General features: G+C 62.8%; 28 protein-coding genes. 16 read left to right on the top strand and 12 right to left on the bottom strand.

All coding sequences use genetic code 11. The features are described from left to right. Positions 1–88 precede the first annotated feature (88 nt). The gene (locus tag M5B42_RS09585; RefSeq protein WP_177101587.1) at positions 89–409 is read right to left on the bottom strand and encodes a DUF883 family protein; all 321 of its coding nucleotides are present in this window, start codon (positions 407–409) and stop codon (positions 89–91) included. Positions 410–575: 166 nt separating this feature from the next. Here M5B42_RS09585 and M5B42_RS09580 point away from each other — a divergent pair, with 166 nt between their 5' ends. Next, positions 576–830, top strand: coding sequence for a hypothetical protein (locus M5B42_RS09580; protein ID WP_100940670.1), 255 nt, complete (start codon positions 576–578; stop codon positions 828–830). 9 nt (positions 831–839) lie between these two features. Here the strand turns inward: M5B42_RS09580 and M5B42_RS09575 are convergent, their stop codons facing one another. Next, complete coding sequence (locus M5B42_RS09575) at positions 840–1,322, bottom strand: GreA/GreB family elongation factor (protein WP_248745732.1); 483 nt, start codon at positions 1,320–1,322, stop codon at positions 840–842. A gap of 14 nt (positions 1,323–1,336) precedes the next feature. Continuing rightward, positions 1,337–1,756, bottom strand: coding sequence for a hypothetical protein (locus tag M5B42_RS09570; RefSeq protein ID WP_248745654.1), 420 nt, complete (start codon positions 1,754–1,756; stop codon positions 1,337–1,339). 127 nt (positions 1,757–1,883) lie between these two features. On the opposite strand from M5B42_RS09570, the gene earP reads away from it, so the two are divergent. Together earP and M5B42_RS09560 are read left to right on the top strand one after the other, a co-directional pair. After that, positions 1,884–3,017: an elongation factor P maturation arginine rhamnosyltransferase EarP gene (gene earP, locus M5B42_RS09565; RefSeq protein ID WP_248745653.1), complete on the top strand. Its 1,134-nt coding sequence runs from the start codon at positions 1,884–1,886 to the stop codon at positions 3,015–3,017. 48 nt (positions 3,018–3,065) lie between these two features. Continuing rightward, positions 3,066–3,635, top strand: coding sequence for an elongation factor P (locus tag M5B42_RS09560; protein ID WP_100940667.1), 570 nt, complete (start codon positions 3,066–3,068; stop codon positions 3,633–3,635). Positions 3,636–3,715: 80 nt separating this feature from the next. Here the strand turns inward: M5B42_RS09560 and M5B42_RS09555 are convergent, their stop codons facing one another. From M5B42_RS09555 to M5B42_RS09540, 4 genes are all read right to left on the bottom strand, one after another. Beyond that, complete coding sequence (locus M5B42_RS09555; protein ID WP_248745652.1) at positions 3,716–4,726, bottom strand: alpha/beta hydrolase; 1,011 nt, start codon at positions 4,724–4,726, stop codon at positions 3,716–3,718. A 26-nt stretch (positions 4,727–4,752) separates the two neighbouring features. Next, positions 4,753–5,172: an organic hydroperoxide resistance protein gene (locus M5B42_RS09550; RefSeq protein WP_103499663.1), complete on the bottom strand. Its 420-nt coding sequence runs from the start codon at positions 5,170–5,172 to the stop codon at positions 4,753–4,755. A gap of 275 nt (positions 5,173–5,447) precedes the next feature. Continuing rightward, complete coding sequence (locus M5B42_RS09545) at positions 5,448–5,900, bottom strand: MarR family transcriptional regulator (RefSeq protein WP_103499664.1); 453 nt, start codon at positions 5,898–5,900, stop codon at positions 5,448–5,450. Positions 5,901–5,973: 73 nt separating this feature from the next. Then, complete coding sequence (locus tag M5B42_RS09540) at positions 5,974–6,930, bottom strand: LysR family transcriptional regulator (RefSeq protein ID WP_248745651.1); 957 nt, start codon at positions 6,928–6,930, stop codon at positions 5,974–5,976. 104 nt (positions 6,931–7,034) lie between these two features. Here M5B42_RS09540 and M5B42_RS09535 point away from each other — a divergent pair, with 104 nt between their 5' ends. After that, positions 7,035–7,784 carry a sulfite exporter TauE/SafE family protein gene (locus tag M5B42_RS09535; RefSeq protein WP_248745650.1) on the top strand — a complete coding sequence of 250 codons (750 nt, stop codon included), beginning with the start codon at positions 7,035–7,037 and terminating at the stop codon, positions 7,782–7,784. Here the strand turns inward: M5B42_RS09535 and M5B42_RS09530 are convergent. Continuing rightward, entirely contained in the window at positions 7,774–8,628 is an 855-nt protein-coding gene (locus M5B42_RS09530; RefSeq protein ID WP_177101648.1) for a LysR family transcriptional regulator, read from the bottom strand. The genes M5B42_RS09535 and M5B42_RS09530 overlap by 11 nt on opposite strands. A 98-nt stretch (positions 8,629–8,726) precedes the next feature. On the opposite strand from M5B42_RS09530, the gene M5B42_RS09525 reads away from it, so the two are divergent. Both M5B42_RS09525 and M5B42_RS09520 read left to right on the top strand, forming a co-directional pair. Beyond that, positions 8,727–8,954, top strand: a complete 228-nt coding sequence (locus tag M5B42_RS09525) for a DUF1127 domain-containing protein (RefSeq protein WP_103499670.1) — start codon at positions 8,727–8,729, stop codon at positions 8,952–8,954. Positions 8,955–9,012: 58 nt separating this feature from the next. Next, a complete protein-coding gene (locus tag M5B42_RS09520; protein WP_248745649.1) occupies positions 9,013–10,224 on the top strand; it encodes a winged helix-turn-helix domain-containing protein in 1,212 nt (403 codons plus the stop codon). A gap of 169 nt (positions 10,225–10,393) precedes the next feature. On the opposite strand, the gene M5B42_RS09515 is transcribed toward M5B42_RS09520, so the two are convergent. Continuing rightward, positions 10,394–11,740 carry a class II 3-deoxy-7-phosphoheptulonate synthase gene (locus M5B42_RS09515; protein WP_100940659.1) on the bottom strand — a complete coding sequence of 449 codons (1,347 nt, stop codon included), beginning with the start codon at positions 11,738–11,740 and terminating at the stop codon, positions 10,394–10,396. A 110-nt stretch (positions 11,741–11,850) separates the two neighbouring features. On the opposite strand from M5B42_RS09515, the gene M5B42_RS09510 reads away from it, so the two are divergent. Next, positions 11,851–12,606: a spermidine synthase gene (locus M5B42_RS09510; RefSeq protein ID WP_248745648.1), complete on the top strand. Its 756-nt coding sequence runs from the start codon at positions 11,851–11,853 to the stop codon at positions 12,604–12,606. A gap of 26 nt (positions 12,607–12,632) precedes the next feature. Here the strand turns inward: M5B42_RS09510 and M5B42_RS09505 are convergent, their stop codons facing one another. The 3 genes from M5B42_RS09505 to M5B42_RS09495 form a co-directional block, all read right to left on the bottom strand. After that, entirely contained in the window at positions 12,633–14,651 is a 2,019-nt protein-coding gene (locus tag M5B42_RS09505; RefSeq protein WP_248745647.1) for a type VI secretion system tip protein VgrG, read from the bottom strand. 157 nt (positions 14,652–14,808) lie between these two features. Next, positions 14,809–15,138 (bottom strand): EscU/YscU/HrcU family type III secretion system export apparatus switch protein, encoded by a 330-nt coding sequence (locus M5B42_RS09500; protein WP_103499449.1) that lies wholly within the window; start codon positions 15,136–15,138, stop codon positions 14,809–14,811. Continuing rightward, a complete protein-coding gene (locus M5B42_RS09495; protein ID WP_248745646.1) occupies positions 15,135–16,706 on the bottom strand; it encodes a flagellar hook-length control protein FliK in 1,572 nt (523 codons plus the stop codon). The genes M5B42_RS09500 and M5B42_RS09495 overlap by 4 nt, the downstream gene beginning before the upstream one ends. A 248-nt stretch (positions 16,707–16,954) precedes the next feature. Here M5B42_RS09495 and ccmA point away from each other — a divergent pair, with 248 nt between their 5' ends. Genes ccmA through ccmI form a run of 9 tightly spaced genes read left to right on the top strand, consistent with a single transcriptional unit; the run spans position 16,955 to position 23,808 of the window. Then, a complete protein-coding gene (ccmA, locus tag M5B42_RS09490; RefSeq protein ID WP_248745645.1) occupies positions 16,955–17,536 on the top strand; it encodes a cytochrome c biogenesis heme-transporting ATPase CcmA in 582 nt (193 codons plus the stop codon). Beyond that, positions 17,533–18,201 carry a heme exporter protein CcmB gene (gene ccmB / locus M5B42_RS09485; RefSeq protein ID WP_103499452.1) on the top strand — a complete coding sequence of 223 codons (669 nt, stop codon included), beginning with the start codon at positions 17,533–17,535 and terminating at the stop codon, positions 18,199–18,201. The genes ccmA and ccmB overlap by 4 nt, the downstream gene beginning before the upstream one ends. A 44-nt stretch (positions 18,202–18,245) precedes the next feature. Then, entirely contained in the window at positions 18,246–19,004 is a 759-nt protein-coding gene (locus tag M5B42_RS09480) for a heme ABC transporter permease (protein WP_248745644.1), read from the top strand. Further along, positions 19,001–19,177, top strand: coding sequence for a heme exporter protein CcmD (gene ccmD / locus M5B42_RS09475; protein ID WP_103499454.1), 177 nt, complete (start codon positions 19,001–19,003; stop codon positions 19,175–19,177). The genes M5B42_RS09480 and ccmD overlap by 4 nt, the downstream gene beginning before the upstream one ends. Then, positions 19,174–19,629, top strand: coding sequence for a cytochrome c maturation protein CcmE (gene ccmE, locus M5B42_RS09470; RefSeq protein ID WP_100940651.1), 456 nt, complete (start codon positions 19,174–19,176; stop codon positions 19,627–19,629). Before ccmD ends, ccmE begins: the two co-directional genes overlap by 4 nt. Positions 19,630–19,632: 3 nt before the next feature. Then, positions 19,633–21,606 (top strand): heme lyase CcmF/NrfE family subunit, encoded by a 1,974-nt coding sequence (locus tag M5B42_RS09465; protein WP_152737036.1) that lies wholly within the window; start codon positions 19,633–19,635, stop codon positions 21,604–21,606. Further along, positions 21,603–22,139, top strand: coding sequence for a DsbE family thiol:disulfide interchange protein (locus M5B42_RS09460; RefSeq protein WP_177101552.1), 537 nt, complete (start codon positions 21,603–21,605; stop codon positions 22,137–22,139). Before M5B42_RS09465 ends, M5B42_RS09460 begins: the two co-directional genes overlap by 4 nt. Next, entirely contained in the window at positions 22,136–22,606 is a 471-nt protein-coding gene (locus M5B42_RS09455; RefSeq protein ID WP_177101550.1) for a cytochrome c-type biogenesis protein, read from the top strand. Before M5B42_RS09460 ends, M5B42_RS09455 begins: the two co-directional genes overlap by 4 nt. Continuing rightward, positions 22,603–23,808 carry a c-type cytochrome biogenesis protein CcmI gene (ccmI, locus tag M5B42_RS09450; RefSeq protein WP_248745643.1) on the top strand — a complete coding sequence of 402 codons (1,206 nt, stop codon included), beginning with the start codon at positions 22,603–22,605 and terminating at the stop codon, positions 23,806–23,808. Before M5B42_RS09455 ends, ccmI begins: the two co-directional genes overlap by 4 nt. Positions 23,809–23,817: the final 9 nt, after the last annotated feature.

The following is a 23,817-nucleotide window of genomic DNA, read 5'->3' as shown; positions in this document are numbered from 1 at the left end:
TCGGGTGGCGGGAGGCTGGGGTGGTAGATAGTGCTTCGGGGCCCGCGTCCCTTGCCGGGCGGCAAGGGCGCGTTCAAACAGCGACCGATCAGTGACGACGGCCCAGCAGCAGGCCGACCACCAGGCCGAAGCCGGCGGAAATCGCCACGGTCTGCCATGGGTGCCCGCCGATGTAGGTTTCGGTCGCCTCGACCACCGGCTTGGTGCTGTCACGCACATGGCTCACGGAGTCCAGCGCCTGCTTGAGCTTGTGGCTGATCTGGGTACGCAGGTTCTCGCCTTCCTCGCCCACCAGCGAGGCGCTTTCCTTCAGCAGTTTTTCCGAGTCCTGGATCAGCGCTTGCAGCTCGCTGAAGGCCTGGTCCTTGATCTGGTCTTCGGCGGCTTGTACGGTGGATTTGCGGGCCATGATGATCTTCCTTTCAAGAGAATGATGGGACTCACCCTGTGAGTCGATTGTGCCGGTGAAAGTTGCAAATTTTTCAACCGTGGCCCTGGGGCGAAACAAAATCCACGGCAGGATATTTCCATCGACGGTGTAAGATATGCCTCTATTTACACCGCAGGATTTTCCAATGAGCTTCAATCTGGCTAACAAGTCCCTGGCTGAGCGTGCCGCCCTCGAGGACGAAAAGTCCCGGCTGTTCGATCTCTGGCAGAGCAACCTGGGCAAGGCCAAGGGCGAGGCCGCGCGCCTGTTCGGCGAGCGCGCCAAGCGCAAGGGCAAGTGGGCGGAGTGGGTACGTTCGGAACTCGACACCCTGTCGCCGCCGGAATACACCAGCATGGTCCGCAGTGAGGTCAATCGCCTGATGGCGGCGGCCAAGTAAACGCAGGCCTCACTCCACTCGGATGATGCTGTAGCGCTGGGTCACACCGCCGACCTTGATCGTCACCTCGTCGCCGTCCTGCTTGCCCAGCAGGGCGCCGCCCAAGGGCGAGCGCGGGCTGATCACGGTGATCAACTGGCCGGCTTCCTCGACCTTGAGACCGGCGGCATCGGGTGCCAGGAACAGCCATTGTTCGCTGCCGTTCTCGGCCTCGAGTGCCAGCAGGGTGCCGAGCTGGATACCGGTTTGCGGGTCATACGGGCGCGGGATCAATTCCCGGCAGCGCTTGAGGGCCAGGCGGATTTCCTTCATGCGCCGGGCTTGTCCGGTGGCCAGGTATGAGGCTTCCAGGCCCAGGGTGTCGTACTTGTTCTCGGCGACGTTTTCTTCGTGGGTCGCGGTTTCGTAGGCGGTTTGTGCCGCGCGCTGCAAGACGTCGAGGTCGATGTCCAGCAGATCCAGGAGCCGTTGATGCACGGCGTGCTTGTCCATCACGGTGACGTCACTCAATTGCAGAACTGCAGCACGTTGGCGCGGCTCTTGTCAGTGGGCGCGGTCTGGTCCTGTTGCAGCCAGAACTGGCACTTGGGGTTGGACAGGTTGCGGTAGCTGCTGCGGGCCTGTTCCAGGCGCTGCTGTTCTTCATTCTTGGAGAGGTTCTGCTTGTACTGCTCGAACATCTGCGTCGAATCGCCGCCGCTTTGTGGCGCCGGGGTGGTGCTGACAGCAGGAGCCGGGTTGTTCAGTTGGCGGGCGGCCTCGGCCAGCGGCGCCAGGGGCTGCGGGACAAAGATCCGTGCCACCACCCAGGCCGTCAGGGCCAGGGCCATGACGCCCAGCCAGATGCCCAGGGCGATACTGGCGGTCAATTGCAGTGGGTTGAGGGTGACATAAAGGGGGCGGCGCGCTTGTCGGCGGTAAGGCATGGTGACCTCCTGGCAGGGCGATTCGGAGCAAAGGATCATTGTCGCATATGAAGATTAATCGACATCGGCTCTTCTGCGCGCACGGATTTATGCGGACAATCGGCGCTTTTGCCAAATGGAGCCCGGAATGAAGGCCACCTGGGATATTTTCTGCACGGTTGTGGATAACTTCGGCGATATCGGGGTGACCTGGCGTCTGGCCCGGCAGTTGGCTGCCGAACACGACTGTGCCGTGCGGCTGTGGGTCGATGATCTGCGAGCCTTCGAGCATCTGTGCCCGGCGATCGATGTCGGGCTCGAGCGGCAGTCGCAGCGTGGGGTCGAGGTCTGCCGTTGGTCGGCGCCCTGGTTGCCCGTGCCGGCGGCCGATGTGGTGATCGGCGCCTTTGCCTGCGCCTTGCCCCATGAATACATGGAAGCCATGGCGGCCCGGGACAAGGTGCCGTTATGGCTCAATCTCGACTACCTGAGCGCCGAGGACTGGATCGTCGGCTGCCACGGACTGCCGTCGGTCAAGTTCAAGCAGGTGCAGAAATTCTTCTTCTTCCCGGGCTTCCAGGCCGGAACGGGTGGCCTGCTGCGCGAAGCCGGTTTGCTGGAGCAGCGTCGGGCTTTTGTCCAGGATCCGCGGGCACGTGGCGATTTCCTCCGAGGGCTCGGTGTCGAACCGACAGACGGTGCACGGCTTATCTCGCTGTTCGCCTATGAAAACGCGAGCCTGGCCAGTTGGCTCGATGCCCTGGCGGCGGATACCCGGCCGACGCAGTTGCTGGTGCCGGTGGGACGTATCCTGGCCGATGTCCAGCGTTGGCTGGGGACCGAGGGCCTGGTGGTGGGGGCCCGGGAAGCCCGTGGCCAACTGACGGTGCAGGTGTTGCCGTTCGTCCCCCAGGAGGATTACGACCGCCTGCTGTGGAGTTGCGATTTCAACGCGGTGCGCGGCGAAGACTCGTTCGTGCGGGCGCAATGGGCGGGGCGGCCGTTGCTCTGGCACATCTATCGCCAGGAGGATGACGTTCACCTGGACAAGCTGGAGGCCTTTCTCGGGTTGTACACCCAGGGCTTGTCAGCACCGGCCAAAGCGGCGTTCGAGGGCTGGTGGCGGGCCTGGAATACACCGGGCGACATGGCGTCGGCCTGGAAAACGCTGCTGGAAAACGAGCGGGAGCTGGCCGAGCACGCCGAGCGCTGGTGTCTGGAACAGGCTTCGCGGCCCGATCTTGCCACGGCGCTGGTGAAGCTTTACCTAAATTGGATATGATACGCGGCCTAGATTTATGTACATCCCATCCAAATTCGGATATTCGCAATGAAAACTGGTAAAGAACTGAAACCCGGGACCGTGATCCGTCTCGAAAACGATCCTTGGCTGGTTCAGAAAGCTGAATTCACCAAATCCGGTCGTAACAGCGCAATCATGAAGACCAAGCTGAAGAACCTGCTGACCGGTTACAAGACCGAGATCGTCTACAGCGCCGATGACAAACTGGACGACGTGATCCTCGACCGCAAAGAAGCGACCCTGTCCTTCATCAGCGGCGACTCCTACACGTTCATGGACACCTCCGACTACACCATGTACGAGCTGAACGCCGAAGACATCGAGGCTGTTCTGCCATTCGTGGAAGAAGGCATGACCGACGTCTGCGAAGCCGTGTTCTTCGAAGACCGCCTGGTTTCCGTAGAACTGCCGACCACCATCGTGCGTCAGGTCGACTACACCGAAGGTTCCGCTCGCGGTGACACTTCCGGCAAGGTGATGAAGCCTGCCAAACTGAAGAACGGTACCGAACTGTCGGTAGCTGACTTCATCGAAATCGGCGACATGATCGAGATCGATACCCGTGAAGGCGGTTCCTACAAAGGCCGTGCTAAATAAGCACTGCTTTTCGCCGCACGAACAAAAAAGCCCGGACATGCGCCGGGCTTTTTTGTGTCTACTTGTTTCTAGGGTGGGGCTTATTTCAGGTGTTCCTTCAGTTCCTGCGAAGCCTGCAGCATGGCCGAACGTACCTCCGGCACCTGGCTGACCACATTGAGCAAGCCGAAGTCGTGGATCATGCCGTTGTAGCGCACGCTGGTCACCGCTACGCCGGCTTCATCCAGCTTGCGCCCGTAGGCTTCGCCCTCGTCCCGCAGCACATCGGCGCCGGCGGTCTGGATCAGCGCGGGCGGCAGGCCCTTGAGCTGGTCCGTGGTCGCGCGCAGCGGTGAGGCATAGATCTCGCCGCGTTGCTTGGCATCGGTGGTGTAGTTGTCCCAGAACCATTCCATCATGTTCTTGCTGAGGAAGTGCCCCTCGGCGTACTGGTTGTAGGACGCGGTCTCGAAATTGGCATCGGTCACCGGCCACAGCAGCAGCTGGAACTTGATCGCCGGGGTGCCCTTGTCCTTGGCCATCAGGCTGACCACCGCCGCCATATTGCCGCCGACGCTGTTGCCGGCCACGGCCAGACGCTTGCCGTCGACATTGATCTCCTTGCCGTGTTCCGCCACCCATTTCGTCGCGGCGTAGGCCTGGTTGATCGCCACCGGGTAGTGGGCTTCCGGGGACGGCGTGTAGTTGACGAACACCGCCGCCGCACCCGAGCCGACCACCAGGTCACGGACCAGCCGCTCGTGGGTCGGGAAATCCCCCAGGACCCAGCCGCCACCGTGGAAGAACATGAACACCGGCAGCGTGCCCTTGACCCCGGCCGGGCGGACGATGGTCAGCTCCAGCGGCTTGCCGTCGACCTGGATGGTCTTCTGGCTGACATCGGCGCGGGGCAGGTTCAGCTTGACCCCCGACTGTGCCCCGGACAGCACGGCGCGTGCTTCCGTCGGCGTCATCTGTTCCATCGGCTTGCCGCCGCCGCTGTTCAAGGCATTGAGAAACGCCTGGGTGTTGTGCTCGACATCACCGGCGAAGGCGCCCTGGACGGACAGCGCGAGCAGGGTACCGGTCAGGACTTTGCTGAAAGTGTTCATGTTCGGATCCTTGAGTGGCGAAGTGGTTAGACGGTGACGTGCAGGCGGACGTCGACGTTGCCACGGGTGGCGTTGGAGTACGGGCAGACCTGGTGGGCGGCATCGACCAGGCTCTGGGCTTCGGCTTGTTCCAGGCCGGGCAGGCTGATGTGCAGGTCGATGTCCAGGCCGAAACCACCGGGGATCTGGCCGATGCCGACATGGGCGGTGATCGCGGCATCGGCCGGGATCTGGCGCTTGCTCTGGCTGGCGACGAATTTCAGGGCGCCGATGAAGCAGGCCGAGTAACCGGCGGCGAACAGTTGTTCCGGGTTGGTCGCCGCGCCGCCGGCACCGCCGAGTTCTTTCGGGGTGGCGAGCTTGACGTCGAGGATCTGGTCGCTGGAAACAGCACGGCCGTCACGGCCACCGGTGGAGGTTGCGATTGCGGTATAGAGCGTTTGCATGATGAGCCTCGTCGTTTCAGGGTTGTGTGTTGTGCGCTAATTGTTTGCGCGTTAATTAAGTGCGAGGTAAATGTATATCGCAAATATCTTGCGCGCAAGATAAATTTTCAAAAAAGACAGGGTTCGATTTTTTGGGGCTGGATCAGGGAGGGAGACTAACGGTAACCGCGAGGGGGTTCGGCGAGCCGGATCGCTCCTGTGGCTAGGAGCGATCCGGCTTTTTTGTAGGAGCCGGCTTGCCGGCGATCAGCGCGAAGCGCTGAAAAGGGGCGGGGTCAGAGGCTGTCTTGCAGGTGCCCGCGCAAGGCCACCAACTCGGCCTGAAGGGCGCGCAGGCGTTCCAGGGAATCGCCGCTGGCGGCGAGAATGCACTGCGGGATACCCCGGGCCTGCTCGCGCAAGGCTCGGCCCTGTTCGGTCAACTCGACGATCACCACGCGCTCGTCCTCCTTGCTCCGGGTCCGGCTCAACAGCCCCTCGCTTTCGAGGCGCTTGAGCAGGGGGGTCAGGGAGCCCGGGTCGGTCAGCAGGCGCGTGCTGATCTCGCCCACGGTCAGGCCGTCCTTTTCCCAGAGCACCATCATTGCCAGGTATTGCGGGTAGGTCAGGTTGAGGGCCTGGAGCAGGGGTTTGTAGACCTTGGTCATCAACAACGAGGTGGAGTGCAGGGCAAAGCACACCTGGTTGTCGAGGAGCAGGTCGTCACAGTTGTCGCGGTTGCTGGTCATCACTAAAGCCTTGTGCGTTACGTTCGATGAATCTAGCGGTCGAATCTTTAATGCGCCAGAGAATTTTCCCAGCCTAGTGTCGTCCCAGGCCGCTTTGCAGGGCCAGGTCCCAAGGCGGTACGGGGCTGAAGCGGCCCTTGAGGAACTCCAGCAGCAAGCGGCTGCGGGAGTTGGCCGGTTGTTCCAGGCGCAGGGCATAGACCCCGGAGCTCTCTGGCGCCGGCAGGCCGTTTTCGCAGAACAGCGGCAGCAGTTCGCCGCGCAGCAGGTATTCGCTGACCAGCCAGGTCGGCAAATGAGCGATGCCCAGGCCGGCCAGGGCTCCGGACAGCAGCGCCTCGGCGTTGTTTGAGGTCATGCGCACACGCGCCGGGCGGTGCAGTTGCATCTGTCCGTCCTGCACAAAGCGCCAGGCCATGAACGGGGCCAGGGCATCCCAGTCCAGGCCGTCATGTTCGCTCAACGCGCCCGGATGAGTCGGCGTGCCGCGATTTTTCAGGTAGGCGGGGCTGGCACAGGCGATCCGCACGATGCTCGCCAAGGGCGTCGCCACCAGCCGGGTATCGGCCATTTGCCCGGCGCGCAGCACCAGGTCGACCTTGCCCAGGTTGGAGCCCTGCATGTCGACGAAACTGTCGATCAGGTGCAACTGCACATCCAGGCCCGGGTAACCGGTAAGGAAGTCGGCAATCGCCGGTGCCAGGTGGCGGCGACCGAAAGCCGCGGGCGCATCGACCCGGATCAGCCCCTCGGGGGCGTTGCTCAGGGACACGGCCTCGGCCCGGGCCAGGCGCAGTTCGGCAACGATCCGCCGGGCCCGTTCGGCGAACGCCAGGCCGGCGGGCGTGGCCCGGACCGCATGGGTGCTGCGGATAAACAGGCGGCTGCCGACCGAGTTTTCCAGGCTGTCGATCCGTCGCGCCACGGCGGATGGGGTCAGCGGATGGAGGCGGGAGGCGGCGGAAAAACTGCCGGTTTCCAGGACATCAAGAAACAGGCCGAGCTGATCGGTCAGTGCCGTGGGATTCATAAATGGTTGCTTGTGCGAAGTTGGCATAGCCATTGTGCGTTGCTGTGCGTTTCCGCGCTAGAGCGGACTGCGTAGCATGAAGGCCATTGAGTGGGGAGACGGCTGTGATCGAATTGATTGAGTACTTGCTGCTGGGCGTCGTGATGGGCGGAGTGGGTGGGGTGTTCGGCATTGGCGGCGGGATGATCGCGATTCCAGTGCTGGGTATCCTGTTCGGCCTCGACCAGCAGTTGGCCCAGGGCACGGCACTGGTGATGGTGGTACCCAACGTGGTGCTGGCCTTGCATCGTTATAACCAGCGCAATCGCATCCAACTGCGCCACGCGCTGCCGCTGGTACTGATGAGTTTCTGTTTTGCCTGGTTCGGCGCCCTGTGGGCGGTGGGCCTGGATCCGCGCAGTATGCGCCTGGGTTTTGTCGGCTTTCTGCTGGCACTGGCGCTGTTCTACCTGGTGCGCCTGTTCATGGCGCAGTCCCCGGTGTCGGCGCAGATGCGTCACCCTTGGCCCTGGCTCGGTGTCTTGGGCGCGGCATCCGGCACCATGGGCGGGTTGTTCGGGGTCGGCGGGGCGGTGGTGGCGACGCCGGTTCTGACCAGCGTCTTTGGTACTTCGCAGGTGGTGGCCCAGGGCCTGTCGTTGGCCTTGGCATTGCCGAGCACCAGCGTCACCCTGGTGACTTACGCGGTGCATAACGAGGTGGACTGGCGCATGGGCATCCCCATGGCCATCGGCGGCCTGATGAGCATCAGTTGGGGCGTGAAAGTGGCCTACGCCTTGCCCGAGAAAGTCTTACGCGGCCTGTTTTGCGCTTACCTGGGGCTCGGCGCGCTGCTGCTCAGCTTCAAAGTTTGAAACCTTCGACGATGTGCTCGGCGAGGCATTCGGTGATCGGCGACGGCTTGTTCAGGTTGCGCACCAGCATGATGTTGAGCAGGGGCAACTGGGGCAAGTCTTCGGCTTCGCCCAGAATCCGCCAGTCCTGGGGAATCAGGCTTTCCAACTGGGCGGTCATGGCCAGGCCGGCGTTGACCACCGCCATGATCGTCGACAGGCTCGGGCAGTTGTAGGCCAGGCGATAGTCGCGGCCACGGGCGTCCAGTGCATTGCAGGCCCATTGGGTGCAGAAGCAATCGATACCGTCCATGGCCAGTGGCAAGGGCGTTTGTTCGTGATTGGCGGAACATTGGGCTTCGGCCCAGACCAGTCGTTCCTGGCGCAGCAACTGGCCGAGTTCATTGCCCGGTTTGCGGGTGACGATGGTCAGGTCCAGGTCGTGGCGTTGCAGCAACTGCGTGGAGGATTCGCAGTTCACTTCGATCTTGACCAGAGGATAGAACTGCGCGAAATGCGAGAGGATGCCTGGCAGGAAACGCATCACGTAGTCATCCGGTACGCCGATCCGCACCATGCCGACCATATGCGGCTCGCGCAGGGTGTTGAACACTTCGCTGTGCAGTTTCAGGATGCGCCGGGCATACCCGAGCAGCACCTGGCCTTCGGCGGTCAGTCGCACCTGGCGTCCGTCGCGCTCGAACAACTGGCGCTTGAGCACATCCTCTTCCAGGCGTTTCATCTGCATGCTGACGGCTGATTGCGTGCGGTTGACCAACTCGCCGGCCTTGGTAAAGCCGCCTTGATCGGCAATCGCGACAAAGGTGCGCAGAACGTCGGTGTCGATGCTCGGGTAGCTGGACAATTCATCAATCTCCGAGATGTATTGCATAAGAAACATTCGTTGGATTGATCTTAGCGCCAGGTACAGACTTTAGTCATCCCCAACTGGAGGGCAGGATGATGAAAGGTCAAAAAGGTTATCTGTTGATCGATGGTGACACGCATTCGGTGCTGTCACTGCGGGCCTTGTGGCGGCGGGTTGTCCGTTGGCATGAGGTGTCGCGCGAGCGTCAGGTACTGGCGGCATTGAATGACGACGCGCTCAAGGACATGGGCCTCAGTCGCGCCGATGTCGAGCAGGAAACCCATCGGCATTTCTGGAATGATCCGCTGGGCAAGGGCCGTTGATAGCGCTACACAAGCAGGGGGCGACTGCGGTAGTTTGCGGGTTCACAAGGAGGCGTGCATGCCCGCAGACCTGTCGTTTTCATTGAAACAAGCCCGCCGCCTGGCGCTCGTGGCCCAGGGGTTCCAGGGGCGTAGAGCCTCGACATCGATCAAGCCGATGCAGGTCAATCGGCTGATCGAGCGCCTGGGTGTGGTGCAGATCGATTCGGTCAACGCCTTGGTGCGTTCGCACTATCTGCCGTTGTTCTCGCGATTGGGCAACTACTCCTCCGACTTGCTCGACCAGGCCGCCTGGAGCCAGGGGCGACGGCGCACCTTGTTCGAATACTGGGGGCACGAAGCGTCGTTGCTGCCGATGTCGCTGTATCCGCTGATGCGCTGGCGCATGCAGCGAGCGTCCCGTGGCGAAGGGATCTACCAGCAGATGGCGCGTTTCGGTCGCGATGAGCAGGCGACCATTCGCCGGGTACTGGCTTTGGTCGAGGAGCGCGGCGCGTTGGGCGCGGGCAGCCTGTCGAGTCGTGAGGAAAAAGCCGGACCCTGGTGGGATTGGAGTGCCGAGAAGCATGCGTTGGAATGGTTGTTCGCCGCCGGTGAAGTGACGGTGGCCGGGCGCCGGGGCTTTGAACGGCTCTACGATCTGCCGGAGCGGGTGATTCCCTCGGCGGTGCTCGGGCAACCGCTGATCGACGAAGCCGAGGCCCAGCGCGGCTTGTTACGCCAGGCCGCGGCGGCTCTTGGGGTGGCGACGGAAAAGGATCTGCGTGACTACTTTCGCCTGGACCCGGGCGATAGCCGTGCACGCCTGGCGGAGTTGGTCGAGGCCGGTGAATTGCAGGTGGGGGAGGTGCAGGGCTGGCGCCAGCCGGTGTACTGCCTGCCGGATATCAAGGTGCCGCGCCGGGTCGAGGCCAGTGCGTTGTTGTCGCCGTTCGATTCGTTGATCTGGGAGCGCAGCCGCACCGAGCGGTTGTTTGATTTCCGTTATCGGCTGGAGATCTACACGCCGCAGCACAAGCGAGTGTATGGCTATTACGTGTTGCCGTTTTTGCACAACGAACGGATTGCCGCGCGGGTTGACCTGCGTGCGGAGCGGGCGCTTGGGCGGTTGGCGGTGCATGCCGTGCATGAGGAAGAGCAGGGGTTGGATGAGGCGGGGATGGCGGCGTTGGCCGTCAATTTGCGGCAGTTGGCCGATTGGCTGGGGTTGGCGGATATTCAGCTCAATTGCCAGCGGGTCAGTGCGCAGCGGTTGCGTGGGTTGCTATGAACGCTGGATATGGCGGTGCCTGTGAGGCCGCCTTCGCGGGCAAGCCCTGCTCCTACAGTCTGGTGTCGTACGCAAAATATGTATCCGACGCCGGACTGTAGGAGCTGGGCTTGTCGGATCGCCGCACCGCCGCGAAGAGGCCCTTCCAGACAACAAAAAACCTACTGACTCAACGCCGCACCTGCTTCAAGGTCTCGGCAATCAAAAACGCCAGTTCCAGCGACTGATCGGCGTTCATCCGCGGATCGCAATGGGTGTGATAACGATCCGACAACCCATCCTCGGTAATAGGGCGCGCGCCACCGATGCACTCGGTGACGTTCTGCCCGGTCATCTCGATATGAATCCCGCCCGCGTAGCTGCCTTCGGCCTGGTGCACCTGGAAGAACTGCTTCACCTCGCTGAGGATCTGCGCGAAATCCCGGGTCTTGTAGCCGCTGCTGGCCTTGATGGTGTTGCCGTGCATCGGGTCGGAGCTCCACAGCACCTTCTTGCCTTCGCTTTCCACGGCGCGGATCAGTTGCGGCAAGTGATCGCCGACCTTGTTCGCCCCCATGCGCACGATCAGGTTCAGGCGACCGGGATCATTGTCCGGGTTGAGGATATCGATCAGGCGGATCAGGTCGTCGGTGTTCATGCTCGGGCCGACCTTGACCCCGATCGGGTTGTTCACCCCGCGCAGGAACTCGACGTGGGCACCATCGAGCTGGCGGGTGCGGTCGCCGATCCAGAGCATATGGGCCGAGCAATCGTAATAATCGTTGGTCAGGCTGTCGCGGCGCACGAAGGCTTCTTCGTAATTCAGCAGCAGTGCCTCGTGGGCGGTGAAAAAGCTGGTTTCGCGCAATTGCGGCGAGCTGTCCATGCCGCAGGCACGCATGAACGCCAGGGTTTCATCGATACGGTCGGCCAATTGGCTGTACTTCTCGGCCAGGGCCGAGTTGGCGATGAAGTCCAGGTTCCACTTGTGCACTTGGTGCAGGTCGGCAAAGCCGCCCTGGGCGAAGGCCCGCAGCAGGTTCAGGGTCGCCGTGGCCTGATGGTAGGACTGCAACAGGCGGTCCGGGTCCGGCACGCGGCTTTTTTCATCGAAGCCGATGCCATTGACGATATCGCCACGGTAGGCCGGCAGGGTCACGCCGTTGATGGTTTCGTCGTTGGCCGAACGGGGTTTGGCGAACTGGCCGGCCATGCGCCCGACCTTGACCACCGGGCAGCCGGCGGCAAAGGTCATGACAATGGCCATTTGCAGCAGCACCTTGAAGGTATCGCGAATCTTCGCCGCCGAGAACTCGGCGAAGCTCTCGGCGCAATCGCCGCCTTGGAGCAGGAAGGCGCGGCCCTGGGTGACTTCGGCGAACTGACGGCGCAGTTCACGGGCTTCCCCGGCGAACACCAGTGGCGGATAACTGGCCAGGCTTTGCTCGACTCGCAGCAGGTGCGCGGCGTCCGGGTACTGGGGTTGTTGCTGGATCGGCAGGGCGCGCCAGCTGTCGGGGCTCCAGGGTTGGCTCATCATGAACTCGAGGTTTGACGGTGGGAGGCCCATGTTAGCAGTAATTAGTGCGTGACCTGCTCTGTCGGCTTGGCTGACAATTGCGCTTTTCCCGCTTGCAAGGATATGAAATGGCTGAGGAGCGCGTGGAGCGTCTGCTCGCCGAAGTGCACGATGCCTTCGGCATGATTCGAGTCCTTGAAGTGGACGATTACCGCTTTCTCGAATTTGGCGATGCCATTGAGCAGAGTTGCGTGTTCACCGCCGATCCCAGTTGGCTGGAATACGACTACACCCGGGCCATGCTGATCGGTGCCTTGTGCCACGAAGAGCCGGAAAGCGCGCTGTTCCTGGGGCTTGGGGCCGGGACCTTGACCCAGGCGTGCCTGCGGTTCCTGCCGCTGGAGGATGTCGAGGCCATCGAGTTGCGCCCGGACGTGCCGCGCCTGGCCATCGAGTACCTGGGGCTGGACGACGATCCGCGCCTGTATATCCGCGTCGGTGATGCGCTGGAACTGCTGGAGAGCGCGGAGTCGGCGGACCTGATTTTTGTCGACCTGTATACCGATGTCGGTCCCGGTGTCGGCCATCTGGCCTGGAGCTTTCTGGAAAACTGCCAGAAGAAACTCAATCCTGGCGGCTGGCTGGTGATCAACCAATGGGCCACCGATGACGGCAAACCCTTGGGCGCGGCGTTGTTGCGCGGGCTTTATCACCGACACTACTGGGAGCTGCCGGTGAAGGAGGGCAATGTCATCCTGATCGTGCCGGCGGACCTGGACCAGGAACTGGATCAGCGTGGGTTGCAGAGCCGGGCCGATGAGCTGGCGCCGCGCCTGGGTTATTCGTTGCAGACCTTGATCGGTGAGATTCGGCCGGCGACCTGAGTCAGCGGCCGTTGCGCGGCGATGGTTCAGTTGGAGAAGCCCGTATCGAGCGCCAGTTCTTTCTGGCGTTGTTCCGGCACTCCGTCGACGACGGCTGTTTCAAGGCGCAACGGCGGCGCCTGTTCCACCGCTCCCGGCAGCAATGGCCCCTTGATCCGCGGCCCCGAGCCTATACCCGCGTCCTCGTTCGCCTCGGGTCCGTTCAAGGTGATGCCGTTGGCGTCGAGCTTGATGAAGTGCGCGCCGACCTTGAGGGTGAGTTGCTCTCCCGCGTCGATCACCACCTTGTCCCCGGCCCGCAGGTGGATCTCCTGCCCGGCCTCGATGAAGTAACCCAGCCCGGCCTTTACCTGTTGGCTGCCACCGACCAGCAGGCTGTCATCGCCTTTTACCTCGACGCGGCGGTCCAGGTGAACGGTGTGGTGTTCCTCGGCCTTGAGCTCGCAGTAGCTGTTGGCTTCCACGCACTCATGCCGTTCATGGCCGACCGTGACCGAGAGATTGCGCTCGATGTGTTGTTGCCAATCGCGCTGGGCATGCAGGTAGATCTGCTCTTCGCCCTTGCGGTCTTCGATACGCAGCTCATTGCTGCCACCACCGCCAGGACTGCTGCGGCTCTTGAACACGCTGCGGGTCTTGTGCGCCGGCAACGGGTAGGTCGGCGGATGGCGCTGATTGGGCAGGCAGCCGGTGATCAGCGGTTGGTCGGGGTCACCTTCGAGAAAGGTCACCAGCACTTCCATGCCGACGCGGGGCAAGGTCACGGCGCCATGACCGGGCCCGGCCCAGCTGGAGGCTACCCGTAGCCAGCAACTGCTTTGGGCATCGGTTTCGTCCGAGCGGTCCCAGTGGAACTTCACCTTCACCCGGCCATATTCGTCGCAGTGGATTTCTTCGCCGGGCGGGCCGGTGACGATGGCGCTCTGGGTATTGAGCCGACGGGATTTGCGCGCTTGCAGCGGTGGACGGAAGAACACCTCCCAGGGGGTGGCGAGAAAGGTATTACGGTAGCCCTGGCGGAAATCACTGTCGGTACGGCTTTGGTTCGCTGCCAACTCCTCCAGCACCTGCGGCTGCTTGCCTTCGTGGGTCAGTTGGGTCAGTAGCCAGAGGGTGTTCCAGTCTGGCTGTGGATGTTCGGCCAGGAGCAGGAAGTGCCCACTGGCCAGTTGGGGTTCATTGCTCTTGCCCGACGCCCGTCGGCTGTCGCTTCTATGGCTTTCCAACTGGCGACGATTGAGCTGCCGGCCGTGTTCGTCGCGGTGGTAGCGACCGGGATAACGGTAATCTTCAAGGTCCGGCTGCGGCAGGGAGTGGAGCACGCAGGCGCTGTTTTCCAGCCGGGCACCGGGTTGTTTGAAGTTGTAGTCGCGCAAGGTTGCCCGGGTGCTGCGGGTTTCCAGGTGCAGGTCGAAGGACTGGATGCAGGGCCGTTGCGCGACCATCCCGCTGTCCGGTCGGTATGGCACGCTGTCGGGCAGTTGACGGAAATAGGTCTGGTCGTCGCCAAAGGCCAGGTGATGGCCGTGTGCACTGTGCTGGAAGTGATAGTGCAGGCCGTCCTCTTCACACAGCCGCTGGATGAAGTCCAGGTCGGACTCGTTGTATTGCACGCAGTATTCGCGAGCGGGGAAGGGATTGGCGAGATTGAAGCTGAAGGCATTGCTGAGGATGCCATGGTCCTTGAGCACTTGGGCGATGATCTGCGGCACGCTCCGGTTCTGGAATATTCGCTGGTTGAAGCGATGGGCCAGATAGGCCAGTTGCGGCACCAGCGTGAGTTGATAGTGTGTCCAGCGCTGGCCGGTATCGCCCTGGCCGATGCCGTAGACCTGGCCGTGAACGCCAGCGCCGTCGCTGTTGAAGGCGAGAAATCCCTGCCGATGCAACAGTTCGTCGAGGTTGAGGTCCGGCTGCCGGCTGACCAACTCCAGTTCGAAGCGGTAGGGTTGGCTGATAGCTTCCGTACCCTTGAACGCCAGGACTTCCAATCCCTGTTCGAAGTCCGGAAGAGTGAAGGTAAAGCGAGGTGCCGAGGTGAACATCCGTTGTGCCTCCTGCAGGGGGAATGCACGAAGTGTGGACCCGTCGGTGGTAGTGTTGAACGCAGGAAAACAAAATCAGAATCGGGCTACAGCGCCCTATGTTTGAGAGCTGTAGGGCGACGTAGGGGGAATGGAATCGGTCTTGCAGGACGCCGGATCAGTAATCCTCCCCGCGCTCGGTAATATCCTTCTCTACTGGCGGCGCATTGGGATCCTGGCCGACCGGAAATTTTCCCTTGAGGTTCCAGGCAAAGGCGATGATCTCGGCGATGGTCCGGTACAACTCCTCCGGAATACTGTCGCCCAACTCCATCCGGGCCAGCAGTTTCACCAGCTCGGCATTCTCGTAGATCGGTACTTCATAGTCGCGGGCCAGCTTCAGGATGGCTTCGGCCAGCTCCTCGTCGCCCTTGGCGGTGAGGGTCGGGGCTTGTTGGCCGTCGTACTTGAGGGCAATGGCCTGGCGTGGGGTGTTGGGATTCTTCATGCGGTTTCGTCGACCCAGCGTTGGTCCAGTCGGGTTTGCTTGCCCTGGGGGGGCGTGCCCTGATGGCAATCGAGGTCGCTGACATTCAGGCCCGAGGCCCGCAGGCGTTCACGCAACTCGCCCAGCTGGCTGGCGATCAGGCTGGCGGTGTAGGGACGTTCGGCCCATAACTGGCTGGACAGGCTGCCCCGCACCAACTGTGCCTGGACTTGCAGCGGCCCCAGAGGTTCCAGGTCAAAGGCCAGCTCCACTCGCCACAGTTGTTCCTTCTGCTCGCGCTTTTCGCGTTTTTCCTGCTCGGGTGGCGGCTCCTTTTCCTCATGCTGGATCTTGATCTGCAAAGGCACGATGTCCTGCAGGTTTCGCATGGGGATTTCCAGCTGCCAGGTGGTCTGCAGATTGCCCTCGGGGGTGCGCCCGGTCTGTTCCAGGCTGGAAAGCTGATGGCTTTGCAGGCGCGAAACGGCGGCCGCGGCCAGGCGCAGGAGGCCTTCCAGGTCGCCATCGTCGGTGAGGCTTTGCAGCAGGCGCGAGGGCAGCGGAAAGCTGATCGGCTGGGTCGGCTCGCCGACCTGGCCGAGGGTACCCAGGGCGCTGCGGACAAAGCCCGGGAGCGTGCGGGCGAGCAGCGCGGCGGCGGCTCCGGGGTCGAAGTTCGGGCTGCCGGGCAACTGCGGCATGATCTGGGCGATCAGGCGCAGCAGGTTGCTCTTGAGGTCGGGGGTCAGCGCCGGATTCTGCCCTTGCAACAGATTGGCTTCGAGAAACAGCCCGCTATTTTGCAGGGCCTGGGCGAGCCCTTTGGGGTTGCTCAACTGATTGACGTCAGGCAGGTCCGCCAGCAGGGTGTTGATGGCCGCGCGCAGGTCTTCGGGCAGGTCGGCGTTTTGGGACAGGTTCTGCAGCGTACTGACCAGGCTGTCGAGTGAACCTTGCCGACCTTGCTGGGTGACCAACTGCCGGGCCACCGCCAATTGGTCCTGACGGGCGGCCAACGGCACCAGGCTCAGGCTTTGCGCGTCCTGCACCAGGGCGCTCAGCAGGCTGCCGATACGCAGCGGCTGCGGGCTGTCGAGGGTCAGGGTGGTGCCGCTCAGGACCGTGTTGAGCAGGGTCACCAGCGAGCGATAGACCGCCGGTTGTCCGGGTGTCTGTGGCAGTAGCTGGGCGGTCATGACCTTGCCTTGCAGCAAGGTGCCAACCGGCAGTTGCGTGGTATCCAGGCGGGTCAGGGCGGCGATGCTGGCACTCAGGGCCTGTTGCACGGTGATCGCCAGGTTTCCGGGCGTCGGTTGGGTCACGGCGACACTGGTGCCTTGCGGCAGCGGCAGGTTGCTGTTGACCTGCACGGTGGTCTGGCGACCGCTGTCGGTGGTGACCTTGAGCAGCATCTGGAAGGTCTGGTCGGTTTGCTTGAGCGAGAGGACTTCGGCCTCGGCAGTCTGCCCGGGGGCGATCAGGCCTTCCAGCGGCGGTGTCAACTGCAGCAGTTCGCTGGCCAGCAGCATCGGACGGCTGTTGGCCGGGATCAACTGGGGCAGGGGGAGGATGTTGATTTCGCCTGTCATCGGGTCGCAGCCTGTCGAAATAGCCCTCTTTGGAGTAGGGCATCGCATGTATAATGCCGCCCATCTCCGAAAGTGTGTCCAAAATAGCGCAAAAATTGACACAGCTCTGTAGGTCGAGCTGCAAAAGCATTTATTCTGCTTCACTTTAACGGCTGCGCCCGTGCCGACTTGAACTGTAAAAAGGCCTCGATTATTTGACCAGCCCTCTTCTAGAAGCCTTGGCGCTCGCCTGTGAACGGGACGGGCGGATGCTCTTCGAGCACCTCGAGTTGCAGCTGCGCCCCGGCGACCTCTTGCAGATCAGCGGCCCCAACGGCAGTGGCAAGACCAGTCTGTTGCGCCTGCTGGCCGGTCTGATGCAGCCGACCGCCGGGGAAGTACAGCTTGACGGGCAGCCGCTGAATGCCCGGCGTAGCGAGCTGGCCCGCACCTTGTTGTGGATCGGCCATGCCGCCGGGATCAAGGACCTGCTGACCGCCGAAGAGAACCTCAGTTGGCTCTGTGCCCTGCATCAGCCGGCCGGGCGCGAGGCGATCTGGCGGGCCCTGGCGGCGGTCGGGCTGCGGGGTTTCGAGGATGTCTCCTGCCATACCCTGTCCGCCGGCCAGCAGCGCCGTGTGGCCCTGGCCCGGTTGTACCTGGACAGCCCGCCGCTGTGGATTCTCGATGAACCCTTCACCGCCCTGGACAAGCAGGGGGTCGCCCAACTCGAAGAACACCTGGCCGGCCATTGCGAACGCGGTGGCATGGTCGTGCTGACCACCCACCACACGCTGACCCGGGTGCCGGCCGGTTACCGTGATCTCGACCTGGGACGGTGGGCCGCATGAGTGTCTTCGGCCTGTTGTTCGCCCGTGAAGCGCGTCTGCTGTTTCGCCGTCCGGCGGAACTGGCCAATCCCCTGGTGTTCTTCGCCATTGTGATTGCGCTGTTCCCGTTGGCGGTCGGTCCCGAGACAAATATGTTGCAAACCTTGTCTCCAGGGCTGGTCTGGGTGGCGGCCCTGTTGTCCGTCCTGCTCTCGCTGGACGGGCTGTTTCGCAGCGATTTCGAGGACGGATCCCTGGAACAGTGGGTCCTTTCGTCGCACCCCCTGGCCCTTCTGGTTTTGGCCAAGGTACTGGCACACTGGATTTTTTCCGGCCTGGCCCTGGTTCTGCTCGCGCCTTTGCTGGCGCTGATGCTCGGATTGCCCACTGCCTGCTTGCCGGTGCTGTTGTTATCGCTACTCTTGGGTACGCCGGTACTGAGTCTGCTCGGTGCGGTGGGGGCGGCCCTGACGGTGGGATTGAAGCGTGGTGGCCTGTTACTGGCCCTGCTGATCCTGCCTTTGTATATCCCGGTACTGATTCTTGGCAGCGGGGCCTTGCAGGCCGCGTTGCAGGGCATGCCGGCCACCGGTTACCTGCTTTGGCTGGGCAGCCTGGCCGCCCTGGCGGTGACCCTGACACCTTTTGCAATAGCGGCTGGCCTGAAGATCAGCGTCGGCGAATAATGAGGTCTGGTCCGTTGATGACCAGCGAAGACCCTGGATGTACCGTGATGAACTGGACTTGGTTTCATAAGCTGGGCTCGCCCAAATGGTTCTATGGCATCAGTGGGCGCCTGCTGCCCTGGCTGAGCGTGGCCGCCGTGCTGCTGATCGGCACCGGCGTGGTCTGGGGCCTGGCCTTCGCGCCGCCGGACTACCAGCAGGGCAACAGCTTTCGCATCATCTACATCCACGTGCCGACGGCCATGCTGGCCCAGTCCTGCTATGTGATGCTGGCGGTCTGCGGTGTGGTGGGGCTGGTGTGGAAGATGAAGCTGGCCGACGTCGCGTTGCAATGCGCCGCGCCTATCGGTGCCTGGATGACCGCCGTGGCCCTGATTACCGGGGCCATCTGGGGCAAGCCGACCTGGGGCGCGTGGTGGGTCTGGGATGCGCGGCTGACGTCGATGCTGATCCTGCTGTTCCTCTATTTCGGCCTGATCGCCCTGGGCAACGCCATCACCAATCGCGACAGCGCCGCCAAGGCCTGCGCGGTGCTGGCGATTGTCGGGGTGATCAATATCCCGATCATCAAATACTCGGTGGAGTGGTGGAGCACCCTGCACCAGGGCTCGACCTTCAGCCTGACCGAAAAACCCGCCATGCCCGCTGAAATGTGGCTGCCGCTGTTGCTGACGGTGCTGGGGTTCTACTGTTTCTTCGGCGCCGTGGTGCTGCTGCGCATGCGCCTTGAAGTACTCAAGCGCGAGGCCCGGGCCAGTTGGGTCAAGGCTGAAGTCCTGAACGAGCTGGGGGTGGCTCGATGAGTTTTGCCACCTTCGGCGATTTTCTCGCCATGGGCCATCACGGCCTGTATGTCTGGTCGGCCTACGGTATCTGCCTGGCTGTACTGGCCTTGAACGTCGCGGCGCCGATCCTGGCTCGGCGGCGTTACCTGCAACAAGAGGCGCGTCGTCTGCGCCGGGAGAATGCCAAGTGAACCCGCTGCGCAAAAAGCGCCTGATCATTATCCTCGCCATTCTGGTCGGCGTCGGCGCCGCCGTGGGCCTGGCCTTGAGTGCGCTGCAGGAAAATATCAACCTGTTCTACACTCCGACCCAGATCGCCAATGGCGACGCCCCCCATGGCACGCGGATTCGCGCCGGCGGCATGGTGGAGAAGGGCTCGCTGCAACGTTCCGGCGATTCGCTGGACGTGAAGTTCGTGGTCACCGATTTCAACAAGTCCGTCACCATTACCTATCGCGGCATCCTTCCGGACCTGTTCCGCGAAGGGCAGGGCATTGTTGCCCTCGGCAAGTTGAACGCCGATGGCGTGGTGGTGGCCGATGAAGTGCTGGCCAAGCACGATGAGAAATACATGCCACCGGAAGTCACCAAGGCGTTGAAAGACAGCGGTCAATCCGCCCCGACGCAAGCCAAGGAGGGTTGATCGATGATTCCTGAGTTGGGCCATCTGGCCATGATCCTCGCGCTGTGTTTTGCCCTGGTGCAGGCCATCGTCCCGCTGTTCGGCGCCTGGCGCGGTGATCGCCTGTGGATGAGCCTGGCGCGGCCGGCGGCCTGGGGGCAGTTTTCCTTCCTGGTGTTCGCCTTCGGGGTACTGACCTACGCCTTCATGACCGACGACTTCTCCGTTAGCTATGTCGCCAACAACTCCAACAGCGCCTTGCCCTGGTACTTCAAGTTCAGCGCCGTGTGGGGTGCCCACGAAGGTTCGTTGCTGCTCTGGGCCTTGATTCTCGGCGGCTGGACCTTTGCCGTGTCGGTCTTCTCCCGGCAGTTACCCCAGGTGATGCTGGCCCGGGTATTGGCGGTGATGGGCATGATCAGCACCGGCTTCCTGCTGTTCCTGATCCTGACGTCCAACCCGTTCTCACGGATCCTGCCGCAGATTCCGGCGGACGGTCGCGACCTCAACCCGTTGTTGCAGGACGTCGGCCTGATCGTCCATCCACCGATGCTCTATATGGGGTATGTCGGTTTCTCGGTGGCCTTCGCCTTTGCCATCGCCGCCTTGCTTGGCGGGCGTCTCGACGCGGCCTGGGCGCGCTGGTCGCGGCCTTGGACCATCGTCGCCTGGGCGTTCCTGGGGGTGGGTATCACCCTCGGTTCCTGGTGGGCCTACTATGAACTCGGCTGGGGTGGCTGGTGGTTCTGGGATCCGGTGGAAAACGCTTCGTTCATGCCCTGGTTGGTGGGCACGGCGCTGATCCACTCCCTGGCGGTCACGGAAAAGCGCGGGGTGTTCAAGAGCTGGACCGTGCTCCTGGCGATTGCGGCGTTTTCCCTGAGCTTGCTGGGGACCTTCCTGGTGCGTTCCGGCGTGCTGACTTCGGTACACGCCTTCGCCTCCGACCCGGCACGAGGTGTGTTTATCCTGATCTTCCTGCTGTTCGTGGTCGGCGGTTCGCTGACCCTGTTCGCCCTGCGCGCGCCGGTGGTGAAAAGCCATGTGGGCTTCAACCTGTGGTCGCGGGAAACCCTGCTGCTGGGCAACAACCTGGTGCTGGTGGTGGCGGCCTCGATGATCCTGCTGGGCACCTTGTATCCGTTGGTGCTCGATGCCCTCAGTGGCGCCAAGCTGTCGGTCGGCCCGCCGTACTTCAATGCCTTGTTCATTCCGTTGATGGCCTTGCTGATGGTGGTGATGGCGATCGGCGTGCTGGTGCGCTGGAAAGACACCCCGGTGAAATGGCTGGTGGGCATGCTGACCCCGGTGCTGTTGGGCAGCGTTGCCCTGGCGGTGGTGGCCGGGCTGGTCTATGGCGATTTCAACTGGGCGGTGCTGGCGACCTTCCTGCTGGCGGCCTGGGTGCTGCTGGCCGGGGTACGCGACATCCTCGACAAGACACGCAACAAAGGCCTGATCAAGGGGCTGCCGAGCCTGACCCGCAGCTATTGGGGCATGCAGTTGGCGCACCTGGGCATCGCGGTCTGCGCCCTGGGTGTGGTGCTGTCGAGCCAGGAAAGCGCCGAGCGTGACCTGCGCATGGCGCCGGGCGAGTCCATGGAACTGGGCGGCTATCACTTCATCTTCGAAGGCGCCAAGCATGTCGAAGGGCCGAACTTCACCTCGGACAGAGGCACGATCCGGGTGATTGAAAACGGCAAGGAAGTGGCGCTGCTGCACCCGGAGAAACGCCTGTACACCGTGCAGCAATCGATGATGACCGAAGCCGGGATCGACGCCGGTTTCACCCGTGACCTCTATGTCGCCCTCGGCGAACCACTGGAAAACGGCGCCTGGGCGGTACGGGTACACGTCAAGCCGTTCGTGCGCTGGATCTGGTTCGGCGGTCTGCTGACCGGTTTGGGCGGTGCGCTGGCGGCCCTGGACCGGCGTTATCGGGTCAAGGTGAAAAGCCGAGTGCGTGAAGCGCTGGGCATGAGTGGAGCGACTGCATGAAGCGTTGGTTGATGGTATTGCCGCTGGCGGCGTTCCTGGTGATGGCGGTGTTCCTCTATCGCGGCTTGTACCTCGATCCGTCCGAGCTGCCGTCGGCGATGATCGGCAAGCCGTTCCCGGCGTTCGCGTTGCCCGACGTGCAGGGTGACAAGAAGCTGACCGTGGCCGACCTGCAAGGCAAGCCGGCGCTGGTGAATGTCTGGGGGACCTGGTGCATTTCCTGCCGGGTCGAGCATCCGGTGCTGAACAAACTGGCCCAGCAGGGCGTGCTGATCTACGGCATCAACTACAAGGATGACAATGCCGAGGCGCTGAAGTGGCTGAAGGAATTCCATAACCCCTACCAGCTGAATATCCGCGACGAGCAGGGCACCCTGGGCCTGGACCTGGGGGTGTACGGCGCGCCGGAGACCTTCTTTATCGACGGCAAGGGCGTGATTCGCTACAAGCACGTCGGGGTGATCGACGAGACGGTCTGGCGTGAACAACTGGCGACGGTGTATCAGTCGCTGGTGGACGAGGGCCGGCCATGAAGCGCTGGTTAGCGGCGGTCCTCCTGGGCCTGAGTCTGGTTGGCGTGGCCCATGCCGCCATCGACACCTATGAGTTCGCCAACGACGCCGAGCGTGAACGCTTTCGCGACCTGACCAAGGAACTGCGCTGCCCCAAGTGCCAGAACCAGGACATCGCCGATTCCAACGCGCCGATTGCCGCCGACCTGCGCCGGGAGATTTTCCGCATGCTCGGCGAGGGCAAGGACAATCAGCAGATCATCGACTTCATGGTCGACCGTTATGGCGACTTTGTGCGCTACAAGCCGGCCCTGAGCGGCAAGACCGCCTTGCTCTGGTTCGGCCCGGCCGGCCTGCTGCTGGGGGGCTTTGTCGTGATCGCGGTGATCGTCCGCCGTCGTCGTGCCGAGGGCGCTGCCGCCCCGGACGCGCTTTCCGCCGAGGAGCGCCAGCGCCTCGACCACCTGCTGGATAAGAAAACCGAATGATTGATTTCTGGCTCGCTACAGGTCTGTTGTTACTGATTGCCCTGAGTTTTCTGTTGATTCCGATTTTGCGTGAACGCCGCGTGCAGCGCGAGGAAGACCGCACCGCGTTGAACGTCGCCCTCTACCAGGAGCGTGTCGCCGAGTTGCGGGCGCAGCAGGTTGAAGGCGTGCTCAGCGCCGAACAGATGGACAGCGGTCGGGCGGAAGCCGCCCGCGAGTTGCTGGCCGATACCGAAGGTGTGGCACCGGCCCGTGTCTCACGGCTGGGCAAGCCATTGCCGTTGCTGGCGGCGCTGCTGGTACCGGTGCTGGGCTTGGCGCTGTACCTGCATTTCGGCGCCAGTGACAAGGTCGAACTGACCCGCGAATTCGCCCAGGCACCGCAGTCCGTGGAAGAGATGACCCGGCGTCTGGAACGGGCGGTGGCGGCCCAGCCGGATTCGGCCGAGGGCCTGTATTTCCTCGGGCGTGCCTATATGGCCCAGGACCGTGCGGCCGATGCGGCGAAGGTCTTCGAACGTACGGTCAAGGTGGCTGGGCGCCAGCCGGAGTTGCTCGGGCAGTGGGCCCAGGCGCAATACTTCGCCGATGGCAAGCAGTGGTCGCCGCAGGTCCAGGCGCTGACCGACGAAGCCCTCAAGATCGATCCGAAGGAAGTTACCAGCCTGGGTCTGCTGGGGATCGCGGCGTTTGAAGGGCAGCGTTACCAGGAGGCCATCGACTATTGGAAACGCCTGCTGGCGCAATTGCCGCCGGACGACAATTCCCGTGCCGCGTTGCAGGGCGGTATCGACCGTGCCAGTGAGAAGTTGGTGGCGAGCGGTGGCAAGGTCGCGGTCGTCGAGCGGCCTGTGGTCAAGGGCGCGCTGTTGAAAGTGCGGGTCGATCTGGCGGCGGAGCTGAAAGCCAAGGTCCGGCCGGGCGACAGCGTCTTTATCTTCGCTCGTGCCACCCAGGGCCCGCCTGCGCCGCTAGCGGCCAAGCGCCTGACGGTCGCCGACCTGCCGGCCACCGTCGAGTTGGGTGATGCGGACGCGATGATGCCGCAATTGAAACTGTCGAACTTTCCTGAAGTCCAACTGGTTGCACGGGTATCCCGCGCCGGCCAACCGACGGCGGGCGAGTGGATCGGGCGCAGCCAGCCGTTGGCCAGCAGCACCGCCGCGCAACAGAACCTGACCATCGACAGCCCGGATAAATAGAGAATTCGC

It is taken from the genome of Pseudomonas sp. MWU12-2037, assembly GCF_023242345.1.
Taxonomy (GTDB): Bacteria; Pseudomonadota; Gammaproteobacteria; order Pseudomonadales; family Pseudomonadaceae; genus Aquipseudomonas; species Aquipseudomonas gingeri_D.
The sequence above is the reverse complement of the archived record's forward strand: the minus strand, read 5'-3'. Positions and strand labels throughout refer to the sequence as shown.